Here is an 11,803-nt window from a genome sequence, read left to right as displayed (position 1 = left end):
AGGTCTCTCCCGAAGATCGTGGGGTTGCTGGTGGTGGGCGCGGGTCAGCGGGCGGCGGCGACCGGGTGGTGACAGGCGGCGGCCCGCTCGCCCGAGTGCGGCGAACTGCCCGGTTGCGTGCGGCAGTCGGCGTCCGCCAGCGGGCAGCGGTGGGCGAAGACGCAGGCGCCGGGGTCGGCCGCCCAGACCGGCACCTCACCGGGCGGCCCCGGCCGCTCGCGCCGCTTCGACGGATCGCGGTCCACGCGGGGCGCGGACGCGGTGAGCAGCGCGGTGTACGGGTGCAGCGGGCGGGCCAGCACATCGGCGGTCGGGCCCTGTTCGACCAGCCGCCCCCGGTACAGCACCGCGATCCGGTCGGCGATCCCGGCCAGCGAGCTGAGGTCGTGCGAGATGACGACGACGGCCACGCCCAGGTCGCGGCGCAACTCGTCCAGCAGCCGCAGCACATGGTTGCGGTTCGAGGCGTCCAGCGCGCTGACCGGCTCGTCCGCCAGCAGCAACGCGGGCCGCGTGACGATCGCCCGCGCCAAGGACACGCGCTGACGCTGGCCGCCGGAGAGCTGGGCCGGAATCCGGCCGCCCAGGGTGTCCGCGTCGAGCCCCACCCGGTGCAGCGCCTCCGCCACCCGGCCGCGCCGCTCGGCGCGCTCCACCCCGGCGACCGCCAACGGCTCGCCCACCAGGTCGTTCACCGTCAGATCCGGGTCCAGCGACCGCAGCGGGTCCTGGAACATGTACTGCACCAGCCCGGACCGCCGGTGGTCGCGCAACTCTCGTCCGCGCAGCGCGCCGACCTCGACGCCCGCGACGCCGATCCGCCCGGCCACCACCGGCGCCAGCCCGACCACGGCCCGCGCCAGCGTCGTCTTACCCGACCCGGTCTCGCCGATCACCCCGAGGATCTGACCGGCCGTCACCTCCAGGTCGACACCGCTCAGCACGGGGGCGCTGTGGCTGTGGCCGGGGCGCCGCTGGTAGGTGACACCGAGCCCTTCGACCTGGAGCGCGGGCGCGGACGCCCGCGTCTCGCGTTCGGCGGCGGGCACCGCGGACGGCGCGACCGGCCGCTCGATGTCCGCCGTGGGCGGGGAGACGTCGGAGACCGGCGCCGTGCGGGCCGCGGGGGTGGTGGTCATGCGGGCACCTCCTGGAGGGGCGGCGGGGACAGGGCGAGTTCCGCGGCGCGCACGCAGCGGACACGGCGGCCGTCGGCGGTCGCGGTGAGCGGCACCGGCCGCGTACGGCAGCGGTCCTCGGCGAAGGCGCAGCGGTCGGCGAACCGGCAGCCGACCGGGGCCTCGCCCGCCTCGGGCGGACGGCCGGGGATGACGGCCAGCTCGCGGCGGTTCCAGTCGCCGAGGGAGGCGACGCGCAGCAGCGCGGCGGTGTAGGGGTGCGCGGGGCGGTGGACGACGTCCTGGGTGGGACCGTCCTCGACGATCTCGCCCGCGTAGAAGACCAGCACCCGGTCGGTGACCTCGGCGACGACGGCCAGGTCGTGGGTGACCAGCAGCAGGGCGAGACCGCGCTCGTCGCGCAACTGGGCCAGCAGATCGAGGACTTCGGCCTGCACGACGGTGTCGAGCGCCGTCGTCGCCTCGTCCGCGACGAGCAGCCGCGGATCGCAGGCGACCGCGATGGCGATCAGGACGCGTTGCAGCATGCCGCCCGACAGCTCGTGCGGGTACCGGTGGTAGACGTCGGCGGGATCGCGCAGGCCGACCGAGGCGAAGAGTTCCACGGCCCGCTCGTGCGCCCGCGCCCGTTTCAGACCGAGGCGTACGCGCAGCGGCTCGGCGAGCTGGCGGCCCACGGTCAGCGCCGGGTTGAGATACGAGGCCGGGTCCTGGAAGACCGCGCCCAGCTCCACCCCGCGCAGCCGCTCCCACTGCCGCTTGTCGAGCGCGGTCAGATCGGTACCGGCCGACGAGGCGGCGCCCGACGACTTCCTGGCCGAGGACTTCGCGGCCGACGCCTTGCCGAACGACCGGCTTGCGGGCGACGAGCTTGCGGGCGACGCCTTTTCGGCCGCCGACGCACCCGCCGCCGACCCACCCGCGGCCGAGGCACCCGCGGCCGAGGCACCGGCCGTCGCCGTACCGACCGCTTCCGTACCGTCGGGATCCGCACCGGCCAGCGCCGCGCTGCCCGCCGACACCTCGCAGCCGGGCGGCAGCACGCCGAGCAGCGAGCGGCAGGTCAGCGTCTTGCCGCTGCCCGACTCGCCGACGACGCCGACGGCCTCGCCCGCGTGGACGGTGAAGGACACGTCGCGGACGGCCTCGGCGCGACCGCCGGAGACGGTGATGTGCAGCCCGTCCACGGTGAGTACGGGTCCGGTCGCACCGACGGTGCGGGCACGGCCCGGCTCAGACAGCGACGACACGGTCATCGGCCTTCCTCCCCTGGGGTTCGCGGGCGGCTCGCGGCTCGGCCCCGACATCGGCGCCGCTGTCCCGTACGGCGTCCGCGAGCAGATTGAGCGCGCCGACGGTGATCATGATCAGGACGCCGGGCAGGGCGGGCGCCCACGGCTGCTGGGCGAGATAGCCCAGGTCGCTGGCGAGCATGCCGCCCCAGGTCGGGGCGGGCGGCTGGACGCCGACGCCGAGGAAGGTCAGCGAGGCGACGGTCAGCAGCGCCGTCGCCAGCGCGTGGGCCGTGGTCACGGCGATCGTCGGCAGCACCTTCGCGGCGATGTGGGTCCGCAGGATCCGGCCGCGCGAGGCGCCCATCAGCTCCGCGGCCTCCACGTACTGGGCCTGCTTCAGGCCCAGCGCGGCGGCGCGGGACACCCGGAAGAACAGCGGGGCCAGCAGCACGCCGAGCGCGAGCATCGCCTGGTTGAGGCCGTTGCCGAAGACGCCGATCGCGGCGATGGCGAAGAGCGTGAACGGCAGCGTCATCAGCGCGTCCACCGCGCGCAGCGCGGCCCACTCGAAGCCGCGGCCGAGCCACAGCGACGCGAGGCCCGGCACGACGCCGAGGACCATCGCCGCGCCGACCGACTCGACCGCGCCGAGCACGGAGCGGCCGGTGCCCGCCAGCAGCCTGCTCAGGACGTCCCTGCCGAGGTAGTCCGTCCCCAACAGGTGTGATCCGCTGGGACCTTGGAGCACCCGCGCGGTGTCCTGCGCGAGCGGGTCCTGCGGGGCGATCACCCCGCCGAGCACCGCGAGCAGGGCGACGACGGCGAGTACGGCCAGTGCGAAACGGGCGGCGGGCACCCGTCCGGTGCGGCGCAGCGTCCTCATGAGACACCGCCACGTGACGCGCCGTCAGCGAGCGCGGCGTCTCCCGATGCCGCGTTCGCCTTGGAACGGCCCCTGCGGGCGGCCGGGTTGAGCGCCAGCAGACCGGCGTTGATCGCGATGTTGGCGAGCAGGACCACCGCCACCGTGACCAGCAGCGTGCCCTGGATGACCGGCACATCGTGCTGCTGTGCGGCCTGGAGGGAGAGCTGCGCGATACCGGGCAGGTTGAAGATCCGCTCGGTGACGACCGCGCCGCCGATCAGCATCGGCACGCTCATGCCGAGGACGGTGAGCGCGGGTCCCGCCGCGTTGCGCAGCACGTGCCCGAAGAGCACCCGCCGGGCCGACAGACCGCGCATCATCGCGCCCGTCACGTAATTCGCCCGCAACTCCCCGACCAGCGAGGCCCGTAGCTGCCGGGCCACGTTCGCGGCGGCGTCCAGGCTGAGCGCGAAGGCGGGCAGCGCCGCGAAGCGCAGCCACTGCGCCGGATCGTCGCCGAAGGCGGTGTAGCCGCCGGACGGCAGCCACCCGAGCTTCACCGACACCACCGCGATCAGACCGATCGCGACGACGAAGGCCGGCAGCGTACCGAGCACCGAGCAGGCCGCCGTGATCGCGCGGTCCAGCCGCCCGCCGTTGCTGTACGCGGCGGCGATCCCGCCCGCCGCGCCGAGCAGCACGGCGATCACCAGGGCGAGACCGGCGATCGACAGGTCCACCGGCAGCGCCCGGAAGACGCTGTCGGAGACCGGGAGCGTGGTGAACCAGGAGCGCCCGAGATCGCCGGTCAGGGCGTGGCCGAGCCAGCTCACGTACTGCACCGGCAGCGGCCGGTCCAGGCCGAAGGCGTGGTTCATCCGGTCGATGTCGGCGGGCGTGGCGGTCTCGCCGAGCACCGCCGCGCCGGGGTTGGCGTTCGACAGCGCGCCGAGCCCGAAGGTCAGCAGCGACGACAGCAGGAACACGGTGGCGGTGGTGAGCACCGCGGAACCGATCGGCCGCGGCGCGATCAGCGCCCGGCGGGCCCGTGCCGACCGCCGCCGGGGCAGCGCGGCGGCGAGCGCCGTCATCCGACGGTCACCCCTTCGAAGCGCTGCACCACCGTGGTCTCGGGCAGCGCCGACACCCCGCGGGCCCTGGCGAGGATGCGCGGCACCGTGAACAGGAAGACGTTCGGCGTGGTGCGCACCGCGGTGGCGCTCGCGGCCTGGAGGACCTTCGGGTATTCGGGGGAGTCGAGCGGAGTGCGGGTCACCTTGTCGATGGCGGCGGCCAGCTCCGGCGGCGTGGTGCGGCCCGGATTCATCAACCCCTGCTCACCGAACAGCACTTGGAACGCCTGCACGGCGGAGTCGCGGCCCGCGAACTGGTCGACGGCCAACTGCCGGTCGTGCTGGATGTAGATGATCTGGGTGAACTGCGCCTCGGGGATGACCTCGATCTTCGCGTTGATCCCGACCTTCTTGAGCTGCGCCTGGATCTGCTCGGGCTCGCCCTGCGCGGCGCCCGTGGTCAGCGTGAGGTCCAGGCCGCCCGCGTGCCCGGCCTCCGCGAGCAACCGCTTGGCCTTCTCCGGGTCGTACGGGAAGAGATTCGCGCTGGCCGGGTCGTACCCCGCGTAACCCTTCGGGAAGGGCTGGTAGCTGACCTCGCCGTGGCCGAACGCCTGGGTCTTCAGCAGCGCCTCACGGTCGATCGCGTACTTCAGCGCCTCGACCACCTTGGGGTCGTCGAACGGCGCCTTGCTGCTGTTCACATCCAGGGTGGCGACCACCATCGAGGGAATGACCTGCACTTCGAGCCCGGCGGCCTTGGCCGCCTCGACCTGGCTGCCCGGGATCTGCGCCACGTTGTACTGCCCCGACTGGAGCGCCGCGACGACCGTGGAGGCGTCGGGCAGCGGGTACAGCTCGAAGTTGTTCAGCTTGATTGACGCCGCGTCCCAGTACGTGGGGTTGCGCCGCAGGACGGCCTTGGCGTTCTGGGTGTACGAGGTCAGCGTGAAGGGTCCCGAGCCGGCCGGTTTGGAGGCGATGCCCGCGGCGTCCGAGGTGAAGGCGGCCGGATTGACGACCATCCCGGTCTTGCCCGCCAGCAGGTTGGGGAGCTGGTAGTCCGCGTGCGTCAGGTCGATCACGACGGTCGTGGCGTTCGGCGCGGACACCGCCTTGACCGAGGTGAGCTGCGGTGCGACCAGCGACTTGGGGTCGGTACGGCCGCGGTCGAGGCTCTTCTTGACGGCGGTGGCGTCCAGCGCGGAGCCGTCGGAGAAGGTCAGTCCGGGACGCAGGGTGAAGGTCACCTGCGTGCCCAGGGCGTTGTACTTCCACGCGCTGGCGAGCGCCGGTACGGCCGCGCCGTGCGGGTCGAGCTTCGTGAGGCCCGCGTAGACCAGGGAGAGCGAGTGCACGTCCCATCCGGCGGAGGAGAAGACCGGGTCCCACGAAGTGGGCAGCGCCCAGCCCCACTTGAGGACGGAGGAGCCCGCGCTGCTCCCCGAGGTACCGCTGCCACTGCCGCAGGCCGCGAGCGCCAGGGCGGCGCCCGCGCCGAGGCCGAGCCCGAGGAAGGAACGTCTGCTCGGGGAGGAGGGAAGGGAACTGGTCACGGCGGCACGATTCATGACGAGGCGTCACCTTTCGAGGGTGCGTTTCGAGGGGGTGCCCTCGACGGTGAGGGCGGCGCGACGGGGGCGGTGTACAGCGTGCCGTTCCGCTCGGCGACGGCCAGGAGACCGGCGCGCCGAGGACGGAGGCGGCACGGATCGCGGTGCGGCGCCATGGCGGCGGCACTGTGCGGTGGGCGTGACAGGGGAGTGCCGCGCCGGGGGCGGGTGCCTCAGGCGGTTACGGCGGGGGTCATGGCGTGGACGTCACGGGACGACGGGGCCACGGAAAGACGAGCGGGAGGACGCGTGGGCGGGGCGCACGGGCCTGGACACAGGCCGGCCGATCGGGGGCCTGGGGCCTGGGGTCTGCGGGGCGGTCAGGCGCCGCGCGAGGGCCACGGGCGTACGGTCAGCGACAGAGAGCGCTGCTGGTACGCAGGAAGTCCACGTAGCGGCACACCACACCGGGGTGCGTCGTAAGCATGTGCCCATCCTGACTGCCGGGGTGAGCCGATGTCAATGGACACCAAAAGGTGTCTCATTCGGTGGAACGGTGACCGCGTGCGAAAGACCCGCTGGTCAACGCGGCAGCGGGGGTACGGATACGGGGGCCGGGTATGCCGCGGCCTCGGCCGGGTGGAGCCACAGCGGGCCGTTCCCGGTGGCCACCGGGACGGCCGACGCGGGCGGCGCGACCCCCGGCGCCAGCAGTTCCCACTCCGGCCCGGTCAGGCTGCGGTGGTACGCCAACAGGGCCTCGGCGGACGGCTGTTCGGCCGACACGGACACCCCGGGGGCGACCGCGAGCGCCGCCTCCAGATAGCTCGCCGCCGGGCGCCTGCCGGGCACCACGCGACGCCCGAGCGGCCCGGTCAGCACGACGGTGGGCAGCGCGTACCGCAGCTCTCCCGACGGGGTCTCCTTGGCGGTGCCCGGATGCGGCCCCGCCGCTGTGACGGTCAGCACATCGGCCAGCGGGGCGCGCGTCTCGCGGTGGTCAGCCGTCACCGCGGCGAGCACCCGGGGGGACGCGGCGTCGGCGGCCAGGCGTACGGGGTCGAGACCGGGCACGCCGTCGGCGGCGGCCAGCGCCAGGTCCAGTGTGTCGGCGGGCTCGCCGGTCACGAACATCGTCTCGCGCAGCCGCCGCAGCACCTGGTCGGCCACCTGCCCGCCCTGCGCCTCGGCCGCCTTGGCGACCAGCGAGGCGGGCCAGCTCGTCGCCGCCACCCGGCTCAGCCGCACCGCGTGCGGAGCCCCGGTGTGCCCGCTGATCTCCCGGACGAAGCCCTCGTACCACCGGGTCTCGGCCGCCGGATCGGGCGCCGGGTCGTCGTCGGTGTCGAAGAGGATGCCGAACACCCGCCGCCATGACGCCTGTTCGCCGAGCGCGGCCCGCAGCGCGCGGAAGACGGGCTCGGAGCCCCACGCCCACGGACAGAGCGGATCGGTGTACTCGGTGACCTGGAGGCGGTCGGTGCCACCGGGCGGCGGGGGACCGGTCATGCCACGCCCGCCAGGCGGTCCTCGCCCGCCGAAGGGGCGGCCGGAGCGGCGATCGGAGCGGTGTCCGGCGCGGCGGCCTGTGCGCCGCCGGCCGCGGCCGACCCGGACGGCAGCAGCGCGGCGATCGTCACCCCGGCCAGCACGGCGGCGGCGCCCTCCTCGATCGTGCGCCACACACTCGGCAGGCCCGTGGCGGGCGTCGGATAGGCCAGCTCGGCCAACGGCTCGCCGCGCAGCGTGATCACCTCGCCGTCCACGGCGCGCACCACGTCGAGCAGCGTGATCTCGGCGGCGGGTCTGGTCAGCCAGTAGCCGCCCTCACAGCCGCGCTGGCTGCGCACCAGCCCCGCCCGCCGCAGCTCGCCGACCACGGACTTCAGGAATCGGAACGGAATCTCCTGCGAGGAGGCGATGGCCTCGCAGGTCAGCGGGCGGTCGATGTCGCAGGCCAGCTCCATGAGGGCCCGCGCGGCGTAGTCCGCCTTCGCGGAGATATGCATGGCTCCAGTATGGCGCGCCGGACGGCGGAAGTCGGCACCGCGGGCGGCTCCACCGGCCACGGAAGGGTGCGTCTGTGCAGGTGAGCCGTAATGGACACCTCTTGACATCTTTTCCGGGCGCCCTCTAGCGTCGTCTGCCATGAGCGACCAGCCGACCATCGCCGGTGAGGGATTCCATCCGCATCTCCCGGCCGGTTCCGACCCTTCGCACGGCTCGCTGCGCAGCCGACTGCACCACATCAAGGCCGACGGCCTCGACGGCGACACCGCGCAGACCGGCGGCATGCGGCGGTTCGCGGCGATCAGCGGCGGGACCGTCGGGTCCGAGCGGCTGTGGATGGGCCAGACCCATGTCGCCCCCGCCACCGCCTCCTCCGACCACCACCACGGCGAGTCGGAGACCGCGATCTATGTCGTCAGCGGACGCCCGGAGTTCGTCTTCGTGGACGACTCCGGCGGCGAGCCCGAGGAGGTACGGCTGCGCGCCGCGCCCGGCGACTACATCTTCGTACCCCCCTTCGTGCCGCACCGCGAGGAGAACCCGGACGACTCCGAGGAGGCCGTGGTCGTCATCGCCCGCAGCACCCAGGAGGCGATCGTGGTGAACCTCCCGAGCCTGTACGCGCTTCCGGGTGACGGCTCCTGACGAGCCGTCACCCGGAAGGTCACGCGAAGCGGTCACCGAGACCGGTCACCGGGGGCCGGTGCCGTCACGTGTGTCCGAGACCGGCGGCCGAGGTCAGTCGTTGACCAGGTCGAACTCCTCCCAGGGGCCGATCGCCGCACGGTTGGCGATCAGGGCGGCGGCGCCCGCGTTCTCCGCCGTCACGTACTGATGGTTGGAGTGGGCGCGCAGCGTCACCGCGCCGTCCGGGTCGTGGATCAGGTCGAAGGTCTCGGCGGCGCCGATGGTACTGCTGCTCGCGATCAGCGCACCGGCCCCGGAGTTGGGGGTGGTCACGTACTTGTTGTTGGCGTGCGCCCGCAGCGCGACCGTCCCTGAACCGAGGTCGATCGCGTCGAAGGTCTCCCAGGGGCCGATCGCCGTACGGTTGGCGATGAGCGCCGCCGCGCCCGCGTTCTCCGCCGTCACGTACTGGCTGTTGGCGTGCGCCTTGAGGCTGATCGTGGTGCTCTGGCCCGGATTCCCCGTCCCGCCGCCCGGGATGGTGGTCTGGCCGGTGAGGCGGATGTCGCGGGAGGAGGAGCCGACGTAGACGGCGTTGGTGCCGGCCGCGTTGGTCCAGGTGGTGGTCCAATACTGGAAGCTGCGGGCGTCCAGGGTGACCGTGACGTGCTGGCTCTGGCCGGGGTTGAGGCTGACCCGCTGGAAGCCGCGCAGGTTCTTGGGCGGTTCGCCGGTGGTGGCGGGCTGTCCGACGTAGACCTGGGCGACCTCGGCGCCCGCTCGTGTGCCGGTGTTGGTGACGTCGAAGCCGACGGCCACGTTGCCGTTCGCGTCGGGCGCGCCGACCGTCAGGCTCGAGTAGCCGAAGGTCGTGTAGGACAGGCCGAAGCCGAACGGGTAGGCCGGGGTCTTGTTCTGCGAGTCGTACCAGCGGTAGCCGACGTTGATGCCCTCGCTGTACTGCACGGTGTTGTTCTGGCCGGGCCATTGGGCCGGGGTGTGGGCGGGGACGTCCGCGAGGGAGGCGGGGAAGGTCACCGGCAGCTTGCCGGAGAAGTTGACGTCGCCGTACAGCAGCCGGGCGATGGCGTTGCCGTCCTCCTGGCCCGGATACCAGTTCTCGATGATGCCCCGGACGGAGTTGGCCCACGGCATGGCGATCGCCGAGCCGCTGTTGACGACCACGATGGTGTTGGGGTTGGCCGCCGCGACATCGGTGACGAGCTGGTTCTGGTCGCCGGACAGCGAGATGTCGTTGATGTCGGCGCCTTCGCCCTCGCCCTTGTTCACGAAGACGATCGCGGTGTCCGCGTTGCGCGCCGCCGTGACGGCCTCGCCGTGCAGGTCCTGGTTGGGGATCTGCCAGCCCAGTTCCAGCTCGCTGCCGCCGCCGTCCTGGAAGTAGTCGATCTCGACGCTGACCGGCTGGCCCGCGGTGAGCGTCACCGTGCCCGTCTTCGTGGTGGTCGGCTGATTCGCCCAGTTGTTGATGATCTGCTGGCCGTTGACGAACAGCCTGCTGCCGTCGTCACTGGTCAGGGCGAAGGTGTACGTACCGGTGGTCGGCGGGGTCAGCGTGCCGGTCCACTTCGCCGACCAGCCGGTCGCCGGGACACCGGACGCCGGAGAGGCGCCGCCCCACAGGAAGTTCAGCGTCGGGTCGACCCGCGAGAGGACCGGCGTGCCGCCCATCGACGTCCCGTTGTAGAACTGCCCGTACAGGCCGTGGCCGCTGCCCGAAGAGGGCGTCAGATACGGGCTGTCGACGATCTCGCCGCTCGGGGAGGCGTACCCCTGGGCGTAGTTGACGCTCGCGCCGCTGCCCGCGCGGGTGACCAGCGCCGAGTACGGGGTCACGACCGAGGACGAGCCGACGTGCGTGCTGCCGCCGCCCGCCGTCATGGCGTTGGGACCCGCGTCGTCGCCGATCACGGCGATCTTCTTGTTCGCCGAGCCCAGCGGCAGCGCGGCGGAGGCGTTCTTCAGCAGGACGCTGCCCTCCTCGGCGACCTGCCGGGCCGTGGTCCGGTGCGCGTCCGTGCTGACCGGCGTGGTGATGGTGCCGGTCTGCGTGGTGTCGAAGAGCCCGGAGGCGAACATCGCGGTGAGGATGCGGCGGACGTGCCCGTCGAGCGTGGCCTGCGAGACCTGGCCGGAGGCCACCGCGTTGGTGAGCGCCGTGCCGTAGAAGTCGCTGCCGTTCATCTCCATGTCCAGGCCGTTGTTGGCCGAGGCGACCGTGGAGTGGGTGCCGCCCCAGTCGGAGGTGACGAAGCCGGTGAAGCCGAGGTCGCCCTCCAGCACCTGCTGGATCAACTGGGCGTTCTCGCAGGCGAAGGTGCCCGCGACCGAGGCGTAGGAACACATCACCGAGTACGCCTGGCCCTGCTTGACGGCGGCCTCGAAGGCGGGCAGGTAGATCTCCCGCTGGGTACGGTCGGACATGATGACGTTGTCCGAGGCGTTGTTGCGGTTGGTCTCCTGGTTGTAGTCCGCGTAGTGCTTGACCTGGGCCATCGGGCCCTGGCTCTGGATGCCCTGGATGTCGGCTGCGCCCAACTGGCCTGTCAGATACGGGTCTTCGCCCAGTGACTCGAAGGCGCGGCCCCAGCGCGGGTCGCGCACGATGTTGATCGTCGGGCCGAGCACCACATTGGCGCCCTTGCCCCACTCCTCGTTGCCGATCACCTGGCCGTAGCTCTTGGCCAGGTCGCGGTCCCAGGAGGCCGCGGCGGCCACCGGGGCCGGGAGCTGTGTGACGCCGCCCGCGCCGTCCGCGACGCCCGCCGGGCCGTCCTGGAGGCGTAACTGGGGTATGCCGAGACGGGTGTTGGCGTCCACGCAGGCGCCCCATGAGCACTGCGCGCCGCCGTGCATCATCGTGATCTTCTCGGCGTTGGTCATCTGCGCCAGCAGAGCGTCGGCGCGCTGCGCGGGGGTGTCGGCCGCGCTCATCCACGGCCGGGCGTCGACCGCCGACGCGGACTGCGCGGGCAGGGGTCCGGCGGTCAGCGCGGCCAGCGCGGCGACCGCGATGGCGAGCACGCTGGAGAGCAGGGGGCGTCGTCTCATCGCCACTCCGTTCGGGTTCGGCGGGCGGTGTGGGGTGCCGCCCGTGCCAGGGGGGATGGAGCCCAAGAGTGCTCACCGAGGATTGTGCTCAACTTGCGCACAGGTCAAGGGTTATTGCAGATTCGACGCCGCCATATTGCGTGAAGTCGGCCGCTACGACCGCCTGTTGCGTCCGCGACTGCCCTGATTAGGTGCGATCCCGAACACCCGGAGTCGGCCCGAGACGGCA

9 protein-coding genes are annotated in these 11,803 nt (G+C 72.7%); 1 reads left to right on the top strand and 8 read right to left on the bottom strand.

Annotated elements, in window-relative coordinates; translation table 11 throughout:
• Positions 1-44: 44 nt before the first annotated feature.
• The 7 genes from ACIQCJ_RS20115 to ACIQCJ_RS20085 form a co-directional block, all read right to left on the bottom strand.
• Positions 45-1,139: an ABC transporter ATP-binding protein gene (locus tag ACIQCJ_RS20115; RefSeq protein WP_402712088.1), complete on the bottom strand. Its 1,095-nt coding sequence runs from the start codon at positions 1,137-1,139 to the stop codon at positions 45-47.
• Entirely contained in the window at positions 1,136-2,389 is a 1,254-nt protein-coding gene (locus tag ACIQCJ_RS20110) for an ABC transporter ATP-binding protein (RefSeq protein ID WP_402712087.1), read from the bottom strand. Before ACIQCJ_RS20110 ends, ACIQCJ_RS20115 begins: the two co-directional genes overlap by 4 nt.
• Positions 2,373-3,257 carry an ABC transporter permease subunit gene (locus tag ACIQCJ_RS20105; protein ID WP_391052338.1) on the bottom strand — a complete coding sequence of 295 codons (885 nt, stop codon included), beginning with the start codon at positions 3,255-3,257 and terminating at the stop codon, positions 2,373-2,375. The genes ACIQCJ_RS20110 and ACIQCJ_RS20105 overlap by 17 nt, the downstream gene beginning before the upstream one ends.
• A complete protein-coding gene (locus tag ACIQCJ_RS20100) occupies positions 3,254-4,330 on the bottom strand; it encodes an ABC transporter permease (protein ID WP_402712086.1) in 1,077 nt (358 codons plus the stop codon). The genes ACIQCJ_RS20105 and ACIQCJ_RS20100 overlap by 4 nt, the downstream gene beginning before the upstream one ends.
• A complete protein-coding gene (locus tag ACIQCJ_RS20095; RefSeq protein WP_402712085.1) occupies positions 4,327-5,883 on the bottom strand; it encodes an ABC transporter substrate-binding protein in 1,557 nt (518 codons plus the stop codon). The genes ACIQCJ_RS20100 and ACIQCJ_RS20095 overlap by 4 nt, the downstream gene beginning before the upstream one ends.
• Before the next feature lie 564 nt (positions 5,884-6,447).
• Entirely contained in the window at positions 6,448-7,374 is a 927-nt protein-coding gene (locus tag ACIQCJ_RS20090; RefSeq protein WP_402712084.1) for a DsbA family protein, read from the bottom strand.
• The gene (locus ACIQCJ_RS20085; RefSeq protein WP_355345833.1) at positions 7,371-7,874 is read right to left on the bottom strand and encodes an Rrf2 family transcriptional regulator; all 504 of its coding nucleotides are present in this window, start codon (positions 7,872-7,874) and stop codon (positions 7,371-7,373) included. The genes ACIQCJ_RS20090 and ACIQCJ_RS20085 overlap by 4 nt, the downstream gene beginning before the upstream one ends.
• A gap of 139 nt (positions 7,875-8,013) precedes the next feature.
• Between ACIQCJ_RS20085 and ACIQCJ_RS20080 the strand changes: the two genes are divergently transcribed.
• The gene (locus ACIQCJ_RS20080) at positions 8,014-8,520 is read left to right on the top strand and encodes a cupin domain-containing protein (protein ID WP_355345836.1); all 507 of its coding nucleotides are present in this window, start codon (positions 8,014-8,016) and stop codon (positions 8,518-8,520) included.
• 93 nt (positions 8,521-8,613) lie between these two features.
• On the opposite strand, the gene ACIQCJ_RS20075 is transcribed toward ACIQCJ_RS20080, so the two are convergent.
• Complete coding sequence (locus ACIQCJ_RS20075; RefSeq protein WP_402712083.1) at positions 8,614-11,574, bottom strand: glycoside hydrolase family 3 C-terminal domain-containing protein; 2,961 nt, start codon at positions 11,572-11,574, stop codon at positions 8,614-8,616.
• Positions 11,575-11,803 lie beyond the last annotated feature (229 nt).

It is taken from the genome of Streptomyces sp. NPDC093221 (genome assembly GCF_044753885.1).
In the GTDB taxonomy this organism is placed as follows: Bacteria; Actinomycetota; Actinomycetes; order Streptomycetales; family Streptomycetaceae; genus Actinacidiphila.
This window is presented reverse-complemented; position numbering and strand designations above follow the sequence as displayed.